Origin of the sequence: Actinoplanes sp. NBC_00393, assembly GCF_036053395.1 — a bacterium.
In the GTDB taxonomy this organism is placed as follows: domain Bacteria; phylum Actinomycetota; class Actinomycetes; order Mycobacteriales; family Micromonosporaceae; genus Actinoplanes.
The window spans coordinates 10,209,805-10,228,330 of record NZ_CP107942.1; the positions used below are offsets into that span (position 1 = coordinate 10,209,805).

Below are 18,526 nucleotides of genomic sequence, written 5' to 3' on the forward strand. Positions count from 1 at the left end.
CAAGCGTACTCACCGGTCGACCGGGTCCACTCCGGGCCGGATGCGCCACACCAGCACGTCGTCGACCCGCTCCGGCTCGCCGAACAGGTCGATCGCGGTGGCCTCGACCGCCTCCCGGAACAGGATCTTGTGGTCCGAGCCGGTGATCTGGTCGGCGAGGAACACCGTCTCGACACCCCAGTACTGCAGGTCCAGGCGGGCCTGCGCCCGGTCGGCGTTGGTGAGCTGGGCGACGTAGCCGTACAGGGCGGCGCGGGTGAACAGCCAGTCGGTCGGCCGGGGTGGCGCGCCGATCCGGCCGGTCAGCTTCAGGCCGTCCTCACTGTGGGTTTGCGGGCCGAGGAAGTAGCCGTCCGGGATGCGGAACTGCGGGCCGCCGCGAGCCATCGTGTACGCCTGCCAGCGCTGCCCGTCGGCGTGCACATTGAGCGCGAACGGGAGCGCGGTGAGGACACCGTTGTCGGAGACGTACCGCTGCCAGGTGCCGTTGGCGATGAAGTCCGGCTCGGGGGCGCGTTCCTGGTGGCGTACCGGCAGCGGGAAGATCGGCAGCAGGCTGACCACGATGCCCGCGCCCAGCCAGATCTGCATCGTGACCGGGGTGACCCGGCGGTCCAGCATCTGCTCGACGAGCAGCGCCAGCAGGATGCCGAAGACGCCGACCAGGGCCAGCGCGAAACGCAGCGGCAGCGCCGAGTCGAAGAGCGGCAGGTGGGCGAGAACCGCGTAGGGGAGCATGATGTCCAGCTCCACGCCACCCCAGTTCAGCCGCGGGCCCCAGGACAGGACCAGGAAGAACAGGCCGGTCACGGCGACCGCGCGAAGGGTCGCGCGCCGTCCGGGGTCGGCCCGCTGCCAGAGCAGCCGCAGAGCGACACCCAGGAGCAACAGCAGGGGTACGCCGAAGTAGGACGTCTCCTCGGTCCGGTTGGGTCCCAGGTCCGAACCGAATCCGAAGAGCGCCGCCACCGACCGGCTGGGGTACGACAGGTAGGCCGCGGTGTCCTCGACGAAGTACCGCTGGTTGAAGCCGGTGCCGGTGAATGTCAGCGGCCCGGCGAAGTGCATGTAGAGCGGGTAGGCCAGCAGCGACCCGGCGACCACCGCGGTCACGCCCAGCGCGCGCAGCACGGTCGGCAGCGCCTCGCGGGCCTCGTCGCGGACCGGCCGGGCGAGCGACCACACGCCGAGGAACACCCCGCAGGCCAGCGCGGTGTAGAACAGGCCCTCCGGCGCGATCGAGAAGCCCATCGCGAGCAGCAGGCCCAGGATCAGGCCGTTGCGCAGCCAGCGGCCCGGCTCCCGCAGTTTCAGCACCCGCCACAGCACGAGCGGGGCGATCCACCCGGCGGTCCAGTTCAGGTGGCCGTTGGCGTGCGAGATGAAGCCGGGCGCGAACCCGCAGAAGAGGCCGGCCAGCCCGGCCGCGAACGGGCTGCGAACCAGCCAGCGGCGCAGGAACAGATACCACGCGAAGGCGGACCCGGCGAGGTTCAGCGTGAGGATGGTCACGAAGCTGACCTGCGGCCCGGCCAGATGGGTCAACGGGGCGAAAAGCACGGTGTACACCGTGATCGACGTGTTCGCCGCCAGGTTGACCCCGAGCGGGGCATTCATCATCTCGGCGAAATACGGATCCGACCCGGTGGTCAGGAAGTGCACGCCGTAGGCCAGCAGCCACTCGAACCACGCCTGATCCCCGACGTTGTCGGAGAGAACGTGCTGGTAGGGGTCGCGCCACAGCCCGTTCGTCACGTAGACGGCCAGGCCCAGGGCGATCAGCGCGACGGTCAGATGGGCACGCCACGGCCGCTCCCGGGGCGGCGCGGCCGCCGATGCGGAGGGTGGATCCGTGGAGGCGGCGGAGGCGGGGGCGGCGACTGACATCAGGCGCAGGTTAGCAAGTGCCCGCGCGGACTCACGGAGCCATCACTGGTTCCGGCCGCAGCGCCGCCGCCAGCGCGGCATCCATTCCGGGGTACGCCCACGCGAACCCGGCGCCCGACAGCACCCCGGGCAGCACCCGCTGACTGCGCTGCGCCTCGCCGGCCAGCTCGCCGAGCACCAGGTCCAGAGCCGGGCCGGGGATCGCGAGCAGGGCGGGCCGGTGCAGCTCACGGGCCAGCGCCTTGGTGAAGTCGAGGTTGGTCACCGGCTGAGGCGAGACCAGGTTGACCGGGCCGCTGATGTCCTCCCGCTCCAGGAGGAACTCGGCGGCGTTCAGCCAGTCGGCGAGGGCGATCCAGGCCATCCACTGGCGGCCGCCGCCGATCCGTGCCCCGGCGCCCAGCTTGAACGGCAGCAGCAGCGGCTTGAGCAGCGAACCCGAGGCGTCGATCGTCGGCGCGGTGCGCAGCAGCACCACGCGGGTGCCGGCGTCCTCGGCGGGGCGGGCGGCGGCCTCCCAGACCCGGCAGAGGTCGGCCAGGAAGGTGGTGCCGGCCGAGGACTCCTCGGTGACGGCCTTGTCGCCGGTGTCGCCGTACCACCCGACGGCGGAGGACTGCAGCAGCGTCCGCGGTCGCTCGTCCTCGGGCAGCTGGCGAAGCATCCGCGCGATGGTGTCGGTGGTGTCGATCCGGCTGGCCCGCAGCACCCGCTTGTAGCGGGCGGTCCAGCGGTGGTCACCGATGTTCGCACCGGCCAGGTTGATCACCGCGTCGGCGCCGGAGAGCACCGCCGGGTCGAGCCGGCCCTGCGCCGGCTCCCAGGTGGCCTCGTCGGGGGCCGCGGCAGGACGGCGTACCAGTCGGGTGACGCGGTGGCCGCTGTCGCGCAGCCGGTCCGTGAGCCGGGTGCCGAGGAACCCTGAGGCCCCGGCCATGACGATCCGCATGACCCGATTCTTTCCCGAGAAACTCGTTGTGCAAAACAAACCGGGGGCACACCTTGCGGTGCACCCCCGGTTCGGTCGAATCGGATCGGTTACAGACCGAGCTCCGCCTCGAAGTGGCCGCCTTCCAGCCGCTCCTTGAGCGTTGCCAGGAAGCGTGCCGCGTCGGCGCCGTCCACGATCCGGTGGTCGTAGCTGAGCGCCAGGTAGACCATCGACCGCGGCGCGATGATCTCGCCCAGCTCCGGGTCGTTCACGATCACCGGGCGCTTGACGACCGCGCCGAGACCGAGGATGCCGACCTGCGGCTGGTTGATGATCGGGGTGTCGAAGAGCGCGCCCCGGCTTCCGGTGTTGGTCAGCGTGAACGTGCCGCCGCCCAGCTCGTCCGGACCGATCTTGTTGTTCCGGGTCCGCTCCGCGACGTCCGCGATCCGCTTGGCCAGGCCGGCCAGGTTCAGGTCACCGGCGTCCTTGAGGACCGGGACGACCAGGCCCTTCGGCGCGTCCACCGCGATGCCGAGGTGCTCGGAACCGTGGTAGGTGACGGTGCCGGCCTCGACGTCGATCGACGAGTTGACGACCGGGTGCTGCTGCAGCGCCTCGACCGTGGCCAGGGCGAAGAACGGCAGGAAGGTGAGCTTCACGCCGTGCTTGGCCTGGAAGTCGGCCTTCGCCTTGTTCCGCAGGTTGGCGATCTTGGTGACGTCCACCTCGACGACCGTGGTGAGCTGCGCCGAGATCTGCAGCGACTCGACCATGCGCCGGGCGATGGTGGCCCGGATGCGGGTGAGCTTCTCGGTGCGGCCGCGCAGCGGGCTCGGCTCGGCCTTCGCCGGGGCCGCCTTCTGCGCCGGTGCGCCGGCCGGAGCAGCCGCGGGAGCCTTTGCCGCGGCTGCCTTCTCAGCGGCGTCCAGCACGTCCTGCTTGCGGATGCGGCCACCGACGCCGGTGCCGGTGAGCGAGGACAGGTCCACGCCCTTCTCCGCCGCGAGCTTGCGGACCAGCGGCGTCACGTACCCGGCGTCGCCGGCGCCGTTCGCCTTGACCGTCTCGGCGGCCGGGGCGGCGGGCTGGGCGGGCGCGGGCTGCTTGGTCTCCGCGGCCGGCTGCTTCGTCTCCGCAGCGGGTGACGGGGTCCCGTACGACTCGCCGGACACGTTCGGCGCGGGCGCCGACTCGATCCGCGGCTGCGGGGCGGGCTGAGCCGGGGCCTCCTGCTTGGGGGCCTCCTGCTTCGGCTCCTCCTTGGGGGCCTCCTGCTTCGGAGCCTCCTGCTTCGGGGCCTCCTGGGCGGGAGCCGGCGCGCTGCCCGCGGCGCCGATGATGGCCAGCTCGGCGCCGACGTCCGCGGTCTCGTCCTCGGCGACCTTGATCTCCAGGACGGTGCCGGCGACCGGCGACGGGATCTCGGTGTCGACCTTGTCGGTGGAGACCTCGAGCAGCGGCTCGTCGACCTCGACCTCCTCGCCGACCTGCTTGAGCCAGCGGGTGACGGTGCCCTCGGTGACGCTCTCACCGAGCGCCGGCATCTTCACCGCGGTGCCCTCGGCGTTGCCGCTCGGCGCCGCGGTCTGCGGCGCCGGGGCCTCCTCCTCGACCGGCTTCTCGGTCGACGGGGTGTTCAGTGCGGCGGGCTCCGGCTCGGGCTCCTCGGCCTGCTCCTCCTGGGCCGGCGCGGACGCGGCGGAACCGGCGTCCTCCCCGTCCCCGGCGATGACGGCCAGCTCGCTGCCGACCTCGGCCGTCTCGTCCTCGCCGACCACGATCCGGGAGAGCACGCCCGCGGCCGGCGACGGAATCTCGGTGTCGACCTTGTCGGTGGAGACCTCGAGCAGCGGCTCGTCGGCCTCGACGCGCTCGCCCTCCTGCTTCAGCCAGCGCGTGACGGTGCCCTCGGTGACGCTCTCACCCAGCCGCGGCATGGTTACCGATACCGGCATTTTTCCCCAAACTCCTTAACGCAGTGACGATCGGACTCAGCTGTGCGCGTGCAGGGGCTTACCCGCGAGCGCGAGGAAGGCCTCGCCCAGCGCCTCGTTCTGCGTCGGGTGGGCGTGTACGAGCTGGGCGACCTCCTCCGGGAAGGCCTCCCAGTTGTAGATCAGCTGGGCCTCGCCGACGAGTTCGCCGACCCGCGCCCCGACCATGTGGAGACCGACGACCGGACCCTCGTTCACCCGGACCAGCTTGATGAAGCCCGCGGTCTTGAGGATCTGGCTCTTGCCGTTGCCGCCGAGGTTGTAGTTGTAGGTCGAGACCTTGTCCGCCCCGTACTTCTCCTTGGCCTTCGCCTCGGTGAAGCCCATCGAGGCGACCTCGGGGTCGGAGTAGGTGACCCGCGGGATGCCGGCCTCGTCGATCACGGCCGGGTTCAGCCCGGCGATCTCCTCGGCGACGAAGATGCCCTGCTGGAAGCCCCGGTGCGCGAGCTGCAGGCCGGGGACGATGTCGCCGACGGCGTAGATGTTGCCGACGCCGGTGTGCAGGCGCTCGTTCGTGATCACGAAGCCCCGGTCGAGGGTGACGCCCTGCTCCTCGTACCCCAAATTGGCGGTGGTCGGGCCACGGCCGACCGCGACCAGCAGCACCTCGGCCTCGAGGGTCTCGCCACCGGCGATGGTCACCCGCACACCGTTCTCGGTGTTCTCGACCTTCTCGAACGGCTTGCCGACCTTGAAGTTGATCTTCCGCTTGCGGAAGGCGCGCTCGACCTGCTTCGAGATGTCCTCGTCCTCGGCGGCGACCAGGCGGGGCAGGGCCTCGATGATGGTCACGTCGGCGCCGAACGACTTCCACACGCTGGCGAACTCGACGCCGATGACGCCGCCGCCGAGCACGATCGCGGAGGACGGGACGCGGTCCAGAACCAGGGCGTGCTCACTGGTCAGGACCCGCTTGCCGTCGACCTCCAGGCCGGGCAGCGAGCGGGAGTAGGAGCCGGTGGCCAGGATGACGTTGCGGCCGGTGTAGCGCTGGCCGTCGACCTCGACGGTGTCCTTGCTGACCAGCTTGCCGGCGCCGTTGACCACGGTGATGTTCTTGTTGTGCGTGAGGAGACCGGTCAGACCCTTGTAGAGGCGGCCGACCACGCCGTCCTTGTAGGCGTTGACCCCGGCCATGTCGATGCCGACCAGGTCCGCCTTGATGCCGAACTGCTCGCTCTCGCGGGTCTGGTCGGCGATCTCGGCCGCGTGCAGCAGCGCCTTGGTCGGGATGCAGCCGCGGTGCAGGCACGTGCCGCCCAGCTCCGCCTTGTCGATCAGGGCGACCGAGAGGTTCAGCTCGGCCGCACGGAGCGCGGCCGCATAACCACCGCTGCCGGCGCCGAGGATGACGATGTCGAAGGTTCCGCCGTTGGGCTGGCTCACGTTGACTCCAGTAGTCGCATCGTCGCCATGTGGGTCACACAATGGAAACGGTCACAGTCCCGTCACCGACATCTTGTCACTTCTTGAGCCGGTCAATGCAGCCAGGTGCCCCATGACACGTCGTGCCTTCGTACCCTCGCGCCATCGAGCGCTACCCTTCCTCCATCGAGCGCTACCCTTCCTCCAAAGGAACGTGAGGAGAGGCAGTGGCTTGGTTTCGGCGGCGCCCCCGGTCGGCCGGGCCCAGTGGACGGCGGGTTGACCAGGCCGATCTCGAGCATCTTACGCAATTCATCCGCTCCCGGCGGGGAGTCGAGGGATTCATCGAGCCACAGACGACAGTGACCGAGACCACGCTGTTGCTCGTGGCACACGACGGCGAGTGGACCAGGCGACGCATTGAATCACCTGAGATCGCGCGCCGTTTCGCGCATCAGATGTCGCTGCCGATCTACGACGTGAAGCTGATGGGTTATCCGCAGCGGATGCGCGACTACAACGAACGGCAGCGGCGCCGCCCGGCCTGACGTTTCGAGCCAGGCCGGCGGCGCCTCCGTGCTCAGGCCAGGTCGTCGATCAGCTTGAGGAAGGTCCGCACCGGAACGCCGGTGCCGCCCTTCGTCCAGTAACCGTTGGCCTCACCGCTGTGGTAGCTGGGGCCGGCGATGTCGATGTGCGCCCACTCGACCCCTTCGGACACGAACTCCCGCAGGAAGACGCCGCCCTGCAGCATGTGCCCGGCCCGGTCCAGGCTGGAGTTGGTCTGGCAGATGTCGGCGATCTCCGACTCCATGCCCTTGCGGACGTCGTCCGGCAGCGGCATCCGCCAGGCCGGCTCACCGACAGCGGTGCCGGCCGCCTCGACCAGCGCGGTGGCCTCGTCCGAGCCCATCAGGCCGGCGATCCGCTTGCCGAGCGCGACCACCTGGCCGCCGGTCAGCGTGGACGTCTCGAACAGGTAGTCGGTGCCGTCCGCGCAGGCCCGGGCCATCGCGTCGCCGAGCACCATCCGGCCCTCGGCGTCGGTGTTGAACACCTCGACCCGCTTGCCGTTGAACATGGTGATCACGTCGCCCGGGCGGTACGCCGACCCGGACGGCATGTTCTCGGCGATCGCCAGGTAACCGGAGACTGCGACGCCCGGCTTCAGCGCGGCGACCGCGAGCAGCGTGGCGGCGACCGCGGCCGCGCCGGCCATGTCGGACTTCATCTCCCACATGCCGGCGGCCGGCTTGATGCTGACGCCACCGGTGTCGAACGTGATGCCCTTGCCGACCAGCGCCACCCGCTTCGGGTTCGCCACGCCCTCCGGCGTGTAGGTCAGCTTGACCAGCCGCGGCGGCGCCTCCGAGCCCTGCCCGACCGCCACGATGCCGCCGTAGCCACCGGCCTTGAGCTGCTCGAAGTCCAGCACCTCGACGCCGAGCCCGGCCTCGCCGGCCGCCTCGGCGACCAGGTCGGCGAAGCCGGCCGGGCGCAGCTCGTTCGGCGGCATGTTGACCCAGTCCCGGGTCAGCCGGACCGAGCGGGAGACCACCTCGGCGCGCCGCAGCTCGGCGGTGACCGCCGGGTCGGCCGCATCGGGCACGTGCAGCTGCAGAGCGCCGACCGGGTCGCGGCGGCCCTTCTGCGGCTTCGACTTGTAACCGGCGAACCGGTACGAGCCGAGCAGCGCACCCTCGAGCACCGCGCGCAGCGCCGAGGCCGCGTCCTGGTCGTCCGGCAGCGGCAGGGCCAGCGCCACCGTGGAACTGCCGGCCAGCGCGCGGACCGCGGCGCCGGCGCCCCGGCGCAGCGTCTCCAGCTCCGGGGCCGGGCCGGTCGGCTCGTTGCCGAGCCCCACCGCCACGAGCAGCGGCGCGGAGATCGTGCCGAGCGTGGCGAGCTTGGTCACCTCGCCCGGGGCGCCGCTCGCGCCGAGCAGGGCCAGCGTCGCGGTCAGCTTGCCGTCGAAAGCCGCGGCGATGCTCTCGGCGCCGGCGGCCGGCAGCAGCGCGCCGTCCTCCTCGGGCTGGCTGTGCAGGCCGATGACGATGGCATCGACCGCCAATTCGGCCGGGTCGGTGTCGACCAGGCTGAGGCTGGGCTGGGTCACTCGGGCACTCCGGGACGTCCGGGCCGGGAGGCCACGGGTAAGTGCGCTCCCGGCTGTTGGGAAAGAGGTGTTGTCCCCGCGACTCTAACCAGGTGCAAGACCACCGGTAAGTTGAGTCTCATGTCTGCCGAACTTCTCCGTTCTCCGCTGCATGATCGCCACGTCGCGCTGGGCGCGAAATTCGCCGCCTTCGGCGGCTGGGAGATGCCGCTGGAGTACGCGGGCGGCGGCGTCCTGCGCGAGCACGCGGCGGTACGCGAGGCGGCCGGCGTCTTCGACGTGTCGCACCTGGGCAAGGCGCGGGTCCGGGGCGCCGGGGCGGCGGACTTCGTGAACTCCTGCCTCACCAACGACCTGGGCCGGATCGCCCCCGGGAAGGCGCAGTACACGCTCTGCTGCGACTCCTCCGGTGGCGTGGTCGACGACCTGATCGCCTATCTGCACGCCGACGACCACGTCTTCCTGATCCCGAACGCGGCGAACACGGCCGAGGTGGTCCGCCGCCTGACCGAGGCCGCTCCCGAGGGGATCACCGTCACCGGCGAGCACCGGTCCTACGCGGTCCTGGCCGTCCAGGGCCCGCAGTCGGCCTCGCTGCTGGGCAAGTTGGGCCTGCCCACCGACCACGGTTACATGTCGTTCGCGACCGCCGCGTTCTGGGGCGCCGAGCTGATCGTCTGCCGCACCGGGTACACCGGCGAGCACGGCTACGAACTGGTCGCCGGCTGGGACGACGCGGGCGCCGTCTGGGACGCGATCATTGAGGCCGGCGCCCGGCCGTGCGGGCTCGGCGCGCGGGACACGCTGCGCACCGAGATGGGCTACCCGCTGCACGGCCAGGACCTGTCCCTGGAGATCAGCCCGGTGCAGGCCCGCTCCGGCTGGGCGGTGGGCTGGGACAAGCCGGCCTTCTGGGGCCGCGACGCACTGCTGGCCGAGAAGGCCGCCGGCCCCCGGCGCCAGCTGCGCGGGCTGGAACTCACCGGGCGCGGCATCCCGCGAGGTCACATGCAGGTGTACGCCGGGGACGCGCTCGTCGGCGAAACGACCAGTGGCACCTTCTCGCCGACGAAGAAGGTGGGTATCGCCCTGGCCCTGATCGACACCGCGGCCGGCCTCGCCGACGGCGACCCGGTCCAGGTCGACATCCGCGGCCGCCGCATCGAGGCCCGCATCACGAAGCCCCCGTTCGTCACCCCGTCGGTCCGCTGACGGCCCAGCTCTCCCGGGTCAGCCGAGGGTGAGGGCGACCAGGGTGACCGTGGTGGCGGTTTCGACGGCGGCGCCCAGCACGTCGCCGGTCAGGCCGCCGAAACGGCGTACCGCGTGGCGTAGCAGCAGGACCACGGCGAACAGTGCGCCGGCGACGGCGGCCGGCCCCTGCCACGGGCGGCCCGGCACCGCAGTTGCCGCTAGGGCGGCTACGGCGGTCGCGGCCACCAGCACGGCCCCGAGCGGGACTGTCGAGGCGACCATGGCGCCCAGGCCGTCGGGGCGGGCTGCCGGCACGCCTCGGCGGCAGGCGATCGTGAGCGCGAGGCGTCCGGTCGCCCAGGCTGTTACCAGCGCCCACGGGCCCACCTCGGTGATGGCGGCCGCCTGAGTCAGCACGGTCACGGCTAGAGCCGCGACCCCGAACGGCCCGATGTCTGGTTTTTTCATGATTTCTAGGGCGGCAGGGCCGGTGCGGTAGGAGCCGAAAGCGTCCACGGTGTCGGCGAGGCCGTCGAGGTGCAGGCCGCGGGTCAGCAGCGCGCCCGCGGCGACCGTGACCGCGGCCGAGACCAGCGCGGGTGAACCGGCCGCCCGGAGGCCCTCGAGCAGGCCCGCCAGAACCAGGCCGAGCAGCACGCCGACCGCCGGGGCCACCGTCATGGCGACGGCGGCAGCCGACCGGTCGATCCGGCCGGCCCGCAGCGGCAGGACGGTCAGCGTGGTGACCGCCAGACGAAGCCCGTCAAGCACCCGCACGTTCGTCCGGCTCGGCCCGGTCTGCGTCCCGGCCATCCGCGTCCCGGCCGTCGCTGGCCCGGCCGTCCGTGGTCCGGTCGTCCGTGGTCCGGTCGTTCGCGGTCTCGTCGGCTGCGGCGCCGGCGTTCGTGTGCTCGTCCGGTGTGTCGTCTGACAGGCCGCTGTCGCCGTGCTCGGCCAGCAGCGCTGGGTGCACCGGCAGGGCCGCGGCCAGGCCGATGGCGGTGGTCAGCACCGGGAGGACGGTCAGGGCGTTTGCGCCTTCGCCGAGGTCCAGGCCGATCTCCAGGACCGGTGTCAGGCCGAGTACGTCGGCGCCCTGCTTGACCAGGGCGAGCGTGCCCGCCTCCGGCAGCAGGCACCAGTGCCGGGTCTGCGCGGCCAGATCCCGGGCGACCAGGCCGGCGGCGATGCCGAACGGGCCGTCCAGCAGCACCGGGAGCCGGCGGGCGGCGGCGCCGAGCAGCAGGCCGGTGGCCACGGCCAGGTCCGGGCCGCCCAGCTCGCGCAGGATGTCGGTGGCGCCGCGGGGCTCCTGGCGGATGCGGTGCAGGGCGTCGCGTACCGCTGCGCAGCGCACCATCCAGGCGTGATCGTCGAACCGGCCGCCGGGCAGCAGCACCCGGGGCAGCACCGCGACCGCCTCGGCCGCGGTCGTGGCGGCGAGCACCGCGGTGGCGACCGCTTCCACGCCGGTGCCGAGACCGGCCAGCACGATGGCGTCCCGGCCCGCGTCGGCGGCGGCGTCGGCGAGCTTCCAGCCTTCCCGCATCGCGGCTTCGACGGTTGCCTCGTCGGTGACCGGGCCGTCCTCCATGGCGCCCGCGTCGGCGGCGCGCAGCACGGCGATGTCCGCGCCCGCCTGCCCGGCCAGCCGGCCCAGCAGCCCGGTGCCCACCTCGGCCTCGATGATCCGGCGTTCCACATCGAAGGGATCCGTGCCGGCCGCGGCGCCGCCGCCGTGCCGGCCCGCGATCAGCACGACCCGCACCGACGACCAGGGCCGCGGCGTCGTGGTGTCCTGCGTGGAGGCGGCGAATTCGATCGCCTCGCCGAGCGCGCCGACCCCGGCGCCGGGCAGGTCGATGCCGGCCAGGCGCTCGCGGGCGCTCGGGCCGGCTTCGCTGCTCGGCATCGGCAGGTCCATGCCGGGCTTGATCTCGGTGAGCCCGGAGGCGACCAGCGGCAGGGTCATGGTCGCCTCGCCGAGCGCAGCAGCCAGCCCGGGGGCAGCCTGCATGTCCGGCCCAGCGTCCGTGGCCGGTTCAGCCTGCGTGGCCGGTCCAGCCTGCGTGGCCGGTCCAGCCTGCGTGGCCGGTCCAGCCTGCGTGGCCGGTCCAGCCTGCGTGTCGGGCTCAGCGTCCGTTTCCGCGGGCGGAACCGTTGCCGATGCGCCGGCCGCGGCCGGCGCAACCGGCGGAATCAGGGGCGGCGCCGCCGGCGCGACGACGGTCGGCTCGGCAGGGGCGAAGGCCGGTGCTGCGCTCGACTCGGGGGCGGGGGCCGAAGCAGGGGTGAGCACCGGCGGCGGTGGGGGAGCGCCGACCGCGGGCGGCGCAGGCGAGAGGACCGCCGGCCGCTTATCCGGCGCTGCCGCGGACTCCGGCCGGTCGAGCGCCGGAGCAGTGACTCGCTTGAGCCAGGTGGACTGCCCGGCCACCACCAGCACGACACCGTCGCAGGCTTCGGCGAGCGCCTGGTTCGTCGTACCCAGGGCATCCGCGAAGGCCCGCCCGACCGGCGTGACCGGCACCAGTGAGAGCCCCACCTCCGGGCTGACCAGCACCACCCGGGCCGCGCAGGCTCGTACCGCCGCGGCCAGCGCCGCCACGTCGGCCTCGTCGTCGTTGGGCTGGCGGGCCGGATTCAGCACCGCCGCCACCCAGCCGCCGAGGTCGTCGACGAGCAGCGTGTCGTCCGGTTTCGCCTCGGTCAGCAGCGCGGTGAGCCGGGCCGGGTCGGCGCCGGTCTCCTCGGTCGACCAGGATTGTGGCCGGCGCCGCTGGTGCGCCTCGATCCGCGCGAGCCATTCGGGGTCGTCCTCGCCGCCGACCGCGGTGGCCACGTAGCGCACCGCGGGCGCGTCAGCCACCAGGGATTCGGCGAACGCGGATTTGCCGGAGCGGATTCCGCCGAGCACCAGGACCGTGTTCCACCGATCTTCGGACATGCCCCGTACCTTAGAGCCGGGTCGCACATGCCGACGCCGTAGGGTGGAAGCCCACCGACGGACGACGTGAGGGGGCGGCTCAATGCCGTGGAGTTGGCGGTACGAGGACGTCGACGGTAAGCCTGTCGACGGGCCGGCCGAGACGTTCAGCAGCCAGGCGGACGCGGAGTCCTGGATCGGGCAGGAGTGGCGGAATCTGCAGTCCGCCGGGGTGAACACGGTCGTGCTGGTCGAGGACGACCGGGTCGACTATCAGATGAGCCTGCAATCGGCGGAATGACGTGACCTACGAACCGGTCTACACGCGTACACCGCGCAATGCCTTCGTGCCGAGCCCGGTCTTCGTCGGCATCGTGGCGGTGTTCGTGGTGAGCGGGGTCATGACGTGGACCCGCTTCGGCAACGTCAAGATCGACGTCTTCCTGTTCGTCATCTCGGGCTGGATCGTCTCGCTCTGTCTGCACGAGTACGCGCACGCGCTGACCGGTTACTTCTCCGGTGACCTGACCGTGGCCGACCGGGGCTACCTACGCCTCAACCCGCTCAAGTACACGCACCCGCTGCTCTCCATCGTGCTGCCTGTGATCGTGGTCATCCTCGGCGGCATCGGCCTGCCCGGCGGCGCCGTCTGGGTCGACCACCGGTACATCCGGAGCAAGATCAAGGACTCGCTGATCAGCGCGGCCGGCCCGCTCACCAACGTGGTGCTCGCGCTGATCGTGGCGATCCCGTTCCTGGCCGGGATGGCGCCGGAGCTGACCGAGTCGGTCTCCGGGCGGTACACCCTGAGCAGCGCCGATCACATCGAGTTCTGGGCGGCGCTGGCCCTGCTCGCGTTCCTGCAGGTGACCGCGAGCGTGCTGAACCTGCTGCCGGTGCCGGGTCTGGACGGCGGCGGCATCATCTCGCCGTTCTTCAGCCCCGCCTACCAGCGGGCGTGGAACCTCGCCGCGCCGTGGGGCTTCCTGGTGCTGTTCCTGCTGCTCTGGCAGACGCAGGTCGGGGACTACTTCTATCGGTTCGTGAATGCTCTGGCAGAAATCATCAACGTTCCGCCGTGGCTTTACGCGTACGGATTCGAATTGATGCGTTTCTGGAGTTGACCTTCCAGGGGGCCGCGAGGCCCCCTGGAAGACAGTTACGGCCGCTTCGAAGGGCTCGTGGTGAGCGACGGGTCGCGGATCACGACCGGGTCCACGATCTCGTCGATCGCCTTCAGCAGCCCGTCGTCGAGTTTCACGCCGGACGCCTTGACGTTGTCGTGCACCTGCTCCGGCCGGGACGCGCCGATGATCGCCGCGGAGACGTTCGGGTTCTGCAGCACCCAGGCCACGCCGAGCTGCGCCATGGTGAGGCCGGCCTGCTCGGCGAGCGGCTTGAGCCGGGCCACCGTGTTCAGCACGTCGTCCTCGAGCCAGCGGGCGATGAAACCGGCGCCGGACTTGTCGTCGGTGGCCCGCGAGCCGGCCGGCGGCTGCTGGCCCGCCTGATACTTTCCGGTCAGCACGCCCTGCGCGAGCGGCGACCATACGATCTGGCCGAGACCCAGCTCGACCGAGGCCGGCACGACCTCGGCCTCGATGACCCGCCACAGCATCGAATACTGCGGCTGGTTCGACACCAGGCGGATCCGCAGCTCGTCGGCGAGCGGCTTGGCCGCCCGGATCTGCTCAGCACTCCACTCGGAGACGCCGATGTAGAGGGCCTTGCCGCTGCGCACGACGTCGGCGAACGCCTCCATCGTCTCCTCGAGCGGCGTCGAGACGTCGTAGCGGTGTGCCTGGTAGAGGTCGACGTAGTCGGTGCCCAGGCGGCGCAGCGAGCCGTTGATCGACTCCAGGATGTGCTTGCGGGACAGGCCGCGGTCGTTCGGACCAGGGCCGGTCGGCCAGTAGACCTTCGTGAAGATCTCCAGGCCTTCGCGGCGCTCGCCGTGCAGCGCGCGGCCCAGCACCTCCTCCGCGCGGGTGCCGGCGTACACGTCGGCGGTGTCGAATGTGGTGATGCCGGCGTCGAGGGCCGCACGCACGCACGCGGCGGCGGCCTCCTCCTCGACCTGCGATCCGTGGGTGATCCAGTTGCCGTAGGCGAGTTCGCTGACCAGCAGGCCGGAACGGCCGAGATGACGGTGCTCCATCCCCCGACCCTAACCGCACCTACAGCAGCGGGCGCGCCTCCGGAACCAGCCGGCCGGCCTCGGCAGCGGCGTCGGCCTGCTCCCGGTGGACGACGTCGACCAGCGGCTCACCCCGGCGGTCCAGCGCGCCCCAGGCCCCGGTGGCGTCGCTGACCAGGAATGCCGACGGATGGATCACCACAGCGGAGTACGCCGGTGGCACCAGCTGCCGTCCGGCCCGGTCCAGCACCCCGAACAGACCGTGCTCCTGGAACACCGCCAGACCCTCGTCGGTGAACCCCTCCACGGCCCCGCCCGCGTACAGCACGGTCGCGAACCGCTGGTACCGCCGCGGCACGGCGATCTTGCCCTGCCGGTCGATCGCACCCCACACGCCGTGCGCGCGGGTCAGCGCCATCCCACGCCGGAACGGCAGCGCGGCCTCGAACCCGCCGGGCACCACCACCTGGTTCTCCCGGTCGATCGCGAACCAGCCACCGGCGTCGCGGGCCACCCAGGCGATCCCCTCGGCGAACCGGTCGACCGCACGGTAGCCGGACTCCGAGTCGATCAGCACTGTGCCGGTCCGGTCGATCAGTTCCCACGCTGCCGAATCCGGTCGGCGGACCCACGCCACACCCTCGGAGAACGGCTGCGCCTCCGCGAACTGGGGGTCGACTGCGGCGGCGTACCCCCAGAGGTTCGTGCCGTCGTCGCGCAGCGGCATCGGCGCCGCAGGCAGCTCGAGCACCTCCTCCCGGCCACGCGGATACGGACCCCAGCCACCGTCCCCGGTCCGCCGGGTGATCTCATCGAGCGCCAGCTCGATGCGCTCCACCAGCTCCGGATCCTCACCCTCGCGCACATTCAGCGCACGCTCGAAGTGGTTGACCGCCTCCAGGAAACGTCCCTGCTCGAACGCCGACCGCCCGGCCAGCTCCCGGATCCCGGCCCGCACTCCCGACGGCAGTTCCGGCGAATCCGCCTCCTCGTAGAGCCGATCCGCCTCAGCGAACTGCCCCCGCCACTGCAGCACGTGCGCCAGCCGGGCCCGCGCGATCGAAACCGGTCGCAGCTCCCCGGCAGCCTCCGCATGCCGCAGCGCGGCCCGCGCATCGGCGAGCGCGTCGTCCAACTCACCGAGGACCCGCGAGGCCACCGCCCGAAGGCCCAGCAGCGCGGCGCGCACGGTGTCACGCTCGGCGAACTCCAGCCGGTCGGTCAGCCGGTCCACCAGGTCCCAGAGCCGGTCCGGCTCGGCGACCTGCTCACGCAGGGTCGCCGGATCAAAAGCCCAGGGCAGGGCGGCCAGAATCTCCGCCGGGTCCCCACGCCGAATTTTTCTTGGTACGGCGTACGCGCTCGGTCGCTGACCGGAATCGGTCTCTCCGCCACCGGCCCGAGCAGCCTGCCCACCGCTCACTCCGCCGGCTGCGGCCACCACCGCGGCCGTTTCGGGCAGTGCAGCGCTCTGCTCCGTCGCGACCGACGTCGTCTCCGGCTGAGCAGCGTTCTGCTCTGTCGCGACCGACGTCGTCTCCGGCTGAGCAGCGTTCTGCTCCGTCGCGGCCGGCTCTGTCTCGGCGTCTTCCGCAGCCTTGACCACGGCGGCTGCGGGCTCGCTGCGAATCGCAGTGCTCGCAGCATCCGCTTCCGGCTCTGCCGCTGTCTCCACCGCGGCCGCCTGTGGTTCGGCCACGGCGGCTGCCGCCTCCGGCGCGCCCGGCTCCTCAGCCGTTTCGGCCAGACCCGTAACAACCGCCTGCTCGGCCAAATCGGCCGGCGGTGCGCTCAGCTCAGCTTCCGCCTCGCTGAGATCCCTGTGATCCGGGGTCTCTTCGTCCGGGAGAGGCGCCAGTTCAGCGAAGTCCGTGTCTTCCGGAGCCCCGACATCGAACCCGGGCACCTCACTGACCGGCGCGAATACCTCGACTGGCGCGTGCGTCCCGGCCTCAGCCGACTCGTCGACGTCAGCGATTGTCGGCGCTTGGCCGTTGTCCGCGGAGCCGAAGCCATACTCAGGCAGCCCGACGGTCCCCGCGTGGGAGACGTCAGTCTCCGGCAGGGCTACATCCGAGGCAGTCTCCGGTGCGAGCGCCGGACTTTCATCCCACGTTGCGCCGGCGGCTGGAGCTGGCACAACCAGGTCCGAGAACTGCTGGTCAACCGCCTCCGCGGGCCGACCGTCAGCCGAGGTGGCGATCGGCGGAACATCCGCAACGTCCGCCGGCTCGACAGAGGCATCGGCATCGAAGGCGTTGTGATCAGGCCAGGCGTCGGCGGTCGGCCGGACATCCGCAGTCTCGCCGAGCTCGGCCGAGATGTTGGCGCCGGGAGCGTCGTGATCAGCCCAGGTGTCCGCGGTCGGCGAGGCATCCGCAACCTCGGCAAGCTCGGCCGAGGTGCTGGCAGCGGGAATCTCGTGTTCAGCCCAGGTGTCGGCAGTCAGCGGGGCATCCGCGATGTCTGCCGGTTCGACCGCGCTGTCCTCGGCCGCCTCGGCTGCGCGGTCTTCGGCCGGCTCGGGCGCGCGGTCTTCGGCCGCCTCGGCTGCGCGGTCTTCAGCCGGCTCGGGCGCGCGGTCTTCAGCCGCCTCGGCTGCACGGTCTTCAGCCGGCTCGGGCGCGCGGTCTTCGGCCGCCTCGGTTCCGCGGTCTTCGGCCGGCTCGGCTGCGCTGTCCTTGGCCGCGTCGGCGGGGCTGTCTTCTGCAAGCGAGGCCGTATTGGCGTCGGTTAGCAGGTCAGCCGGCGTTTCATCGGCCTTCTGCCCATCCCAAGCCTCGCCTATTCCGGAAATGCCGGATTCAGCCCGAGTTGGCGGCGTGCTGGTCGCGGTCTCGGGCGAAGCCGAGTCGACCGCGCCGGCCACCGTAGCGCCGTCCGACCATGCGAGGTTCTCAGCCCAGGCGAGGTTCTCAGCGCCCGCGGCGCCGGAGGATTCGGTCCCGGCACTCGAAACCGGGAGTTCCTCACCGACCGAACCGCCAGGCCCGGCCTCGGCACCGAGATCACGGCCGGGGGCCGCAGCCTCATCCGAGAAAGCAAGATCTGCCGGCTCAGCCGACGTGGCGGGCTGCGCCTCCTCGACCGAGGTGGTCGACTCTGCGGCCGCATCCCAAGTTGCGGACTTTACGGCCGCATCCCAGGTTGCGGAGTCTGCGGCCGCATCCCGAGTGGCGGACTCAGCGGTCTCATCCCAGGTGGTGGGCTGGACCTCCTCAACCGCGGGTGCGGATTGGGCAGCTTCGGGTGAAGCAGCAGACTGCGCTTCCTCAGCGAAGGCCACGTTTTCCGCCGGCTCATCCGAGGTGGCGGGCTGTGCTTCCTCAGCGGAGGGTGCGGAATCCGCAGACTCCTCCGAGGTGGCAGGGTGCGCTTCTTCAACCGAATTCGGAGACTTCGCAGCCTCATCGGGGGCGGCGGATTCCGCTTCCTCGTCAGCATCGACGTTCGGGGCGAACCAGCCCTGTGGCTGGACAACCGTCACCTCGGGTTCCGGCTCGGCCTCGGCCTCCGGTACCGGGGTGGTCGCGCCCAGCCCGCTCATCGACAGCAGCCAGCCCAGCCCGTGCGACTCCTCGGTCTCCGGGCTCGCCTCCTCGGTGCCGCCAACCGGGACCCCGGTCGCAGGGATGGCGTTCTCGCCGACAACGGGAAGTCCGCTCGCCGGAGTGGCATCCGTCTCAGCGGTAACGGCGCCGGCATACGTCCCGGCTGCCGGCTCGCCCGCACCGTACGGCGCTCCGGTGATCGGGGCGAACGACTCGTCCTGGACGAAGCCCGCCGCCTCGCGACCGAACGGAACCGCCGTGACCGGTTCGGCCGGTGATCCGTACGTGTGCTGGTTTGAGTCCCCATTGCTCTCCGGCCCTGCGCGGCGCGGGTCCAGGGGCCGGGTCTGTTCCTCAGGAGCCGGCGCCGAACCCGGAGCCGGACCCGGAGCCGTGGCCGGGTCTGCCGCACGCGCCTG

General features: G+C 71.6%; 13 protein-coding genes. 4 read left to right on the plus strand and 9 right to left on the minus strand.

Annotation, left to right across the window (positions count from 1 at the left end; all coding sequences use genetic code 11):
• Positions 1-9 precede the first annotated feature (9 nt).
• From OHA21_RS47425 to lpdA, 4 genes are all read right to left on the minus strand, one after another.
• The gene (locus OHA21_RS47425) at positions 10-1,887 is read right to left on the minus strand and encodes a DUF2079 domain-containing protein (protein ID WP_328466875.1); all 1,878 of its coding nucleotides are present in this window, start codon (positions 1,885-1,887) and stop codon (positions 10-12) included.
• A gap of 31 nt (positions 1,888-1,918) precedes the next feature.
• Entirely contained in the window at positions 1,919-2,836 is a 918-nt protein-coding gene (locus tag OHA21_RS47430; RefSeq protein ID WP_328466877.1) for a TIGR01777 family oxidoreductase, read from the minus strand.
• A gap of 89 nt (positions 2,837-2,925) precedes the next feature.
• Complete coding sequence (sucB, locus tag OHA21_RS47435; protein ID WP_328466879.1) at positions 2,926-4,776, minus strand: 2-oxoglutarate dehydrogenase, E2 component, dihydrolipoamide succinyltransferase; 1,851 nt, start codon at positions 4,774-4,776, stop codon at positions 2,926-2,928.
• 36 nt (positions 4,777-4,812) lie between these two features.
• Positions 4,813-6,204, minus strand: coding sequence for a dihydrolipoyl dehydrogenase (gene lpdA, locus OHA21_RS47440; RefSeq protein WP_328466881.1), 1,392 nt, complete (start codon positions 6,202-6,204; stop codon positions 4,813-4,815).
• A 206-nt stretch (positions 6,205-6,410) separates the two neighbouring features.
• Between lpdA and OHA21_RS47445 the strand changes: the two genes are divergently transcribed.
• Positions 6,411-6,731 (plus strand): hypothetical protein, encoded by a 321-nt coding sequence (locus tag OHA21_RS47445; RefSeq protein WP_328466883.1) that lies wholly within the window; start codon positions 6,411-6,413, stop codon positions 6,729-6,731.
• A gap of 32 nt (positions 6,732-6,763) precedes the next feature.
• Here OHA21_RS47445 and OHA21_RS47450 read toward each other — a convergent pair whose 3' ends face one another.
• Complete coding sequence (locus OHA21_RS47450) at positions 6,764-8,299, minus strand: leucyl aminopeptidase (protein WP_328466885.1); 1,536 nt, start codon at positions 8,297-8,299, stop codon at positions 6,764-6,766.
• A gap of 120 nt (positions 8,300-8,419) precedes the next feature.
• On the opposite strand from OHA21_RS47450, the gene gcvT reads away from it, so the two are divergent.
• On the plus strand, positions 8,420-9,511 hold the full coding sequence (gene gcvT / locus OHA21_RS47455; protein WP_328466887.1) for a glycine cleavage system aminomethyltransferase GcvT: 1,092 nt from the start codon (positions 8,420-8,422) through the stop codon (positions 9,509-9,511).
• Between the two features lie 18 nt (positions 9,512-9,529).
• Here gcvT and OHA21_RS47460 read toward each other — a convergent pair whose 3' ends face one another.
• Together OHA21_RS47460 and OHA21_RS47465 are read right to left on the minus strand one after the other, a co-directional pair.
• Positions 9,530-10,306, minus strand: a complete 777-nt coding sequence (locus OHA21_RS47460) for an adenosylcobinamide-GDP ribazoletransferase (RefSeq protein WP_328466889.1) — start codon at positions 10,304-10,306, stop codon at positions 9,530-9,532.
• Positions 10,257-12,440 (minus strand): bifunctional adenosylcobinamide kinase/adenosylcobinamide-phosphate guanylyltransferase, encoded by a 2,184-nt coding sequence (locus OHA21_RS47465; RefSeq protein ID WP_328466891.1) that lies wholly within the window; start codon positions 12,438-12,440, stop codon positions 10,257-10,259. Before OHA21_RS47465 ends, OHA21_RS47460 begins: the two co-directional genes overlap by 50 nt.
• 82 nt (positions 12,441-12,522) lie before the next feature.
• Here OHA21_RS47465 and OHA21_RS47470 point away from each other — a divergent pair, with 82 nt between their 5' ends.
• Together OHA21_RS47470 and OHA21_RS47475 are read left to right on the plus strand one after the other, a co-directional pair.
• A complete protein-coding gene (locus OHA21_RS47470; protein ID WP_328466893.1) occupies positions 12,523-12,720 on the plus strand; it encodes a hypothetical protein in 198 nt (65 codons plus the stop codon).
• A gap of 1 nt (position 12,721) precedes the next feature.
• Complete coding sequence (locus OHA21_RS47475; protein ID WP_328466895.1) at positions 12,722-13,543, plus strand: site-2 protease family protein; 822 nt, start codon at positions 12,722-12,724, stop codon at positions 13,541-13,543.
• Positions 13,544-13,578: 35 nt separating this feature from the next.
• Here OHA21_RS47475 and OHA21_RS47480 read toward each other — a convergent pair whose 3' ends face one another.
• The gene (locus OHA21_RS47480; RefSeq protein WP_328466897.1) at positions 13,579-14,577 is read right to left on the minus strand and encodes an aldo/keto reductase family protein; all 999 of its coding nucleotides are present in this window, start codon (positions 14,575-14,577) and stop codon (positions 13,579-13,581) included.
• Positions 14,578-14,596: 19 nt separating this feature from the next.
• Positions 14,597-18,103, minus strand: coding sequence for a WG repeat-containing protein (locus tag OHA21_RS47485; RefSeq protein ID WP_328466899.1), 3,507 nt, complete (start codon positions 18,101-18,103; stop codon positions 14,597-14,599).
• Positions 18,104-18,526 lie beyond the last annotated feature (423 nt).

What these genes read in the sequence shown, in the direction of transcription:
- OHA21_RS47425 (WP_328466875.1), bottom strand. Translation starts at nt 1,887, where the DNA reads ATGTCAGTCGCCGCCCCCGCCTCCGCCGCCTCCACGGATCCACCCTCC.
- OHA21_RS47430 (WP_328466877.1), bottom strand. Translation starts at nt 2,836, where the DNA reads ATGCGGATCGTCATGGCCGGGGCCTCAGGGTTCCTCGGCACCCGGCTC.
- sucB (WP_328466879.1), bottom strand. Translation starts at nt 4,776, where the DNA reads ATGCCGGTATCGGTAACCATGCCGCGGCTGGGTGAGAGCGTCACCGAG.
- gcvT (WP_328466887.1), top strand. Translation starts at nt 8,420, where the DNA reads ATGTCTGCCGAACTTCTCCGTTCTCCGCTGCATGATCGCCACGTCGCG.
- OHA21_RS47460 (WP_328466889.1), bottom strand. Translation starts at nt 10,306, where the DNA reads ATGGCCGGGACGCAGACCGGGCCGAGCCGGACGAACGTGCGGGTGCTT.
- OHA21_RS47465 (WP_328466891.1), bottom strand. Translation starts at nt 12,440, where the DNA reads ATGTCCGAAGATCGGTGGAACACGGTCCTGGTGCTCGGCGGAATCCGC.
- OHA21_RS47470 (WP_328466893.1), top strand. Translation starts at nt 12,523, where the DNA reads ATGCCGTGGAGTTGGCGGTACGAGGACGTCGACGGTAAGCCTGTCGAC.
- OHA21_RS47480 (WP_328466897.1), bottom strand. Translation starts at nt 14,577, where the DNA reads ATGGAGCACCGTCATCTCGGCCGTTCCGGCCTGCTGGTCAGCGAACTC.
- OHA21_RS47485 (WP_328466899.1), bottom strand. Translation starts at nt 18,103, where the DNA reads ATGAGCGGGCTGGGCGCGACCACCCCGGTACCGGAGGCCGAGGCCGAG.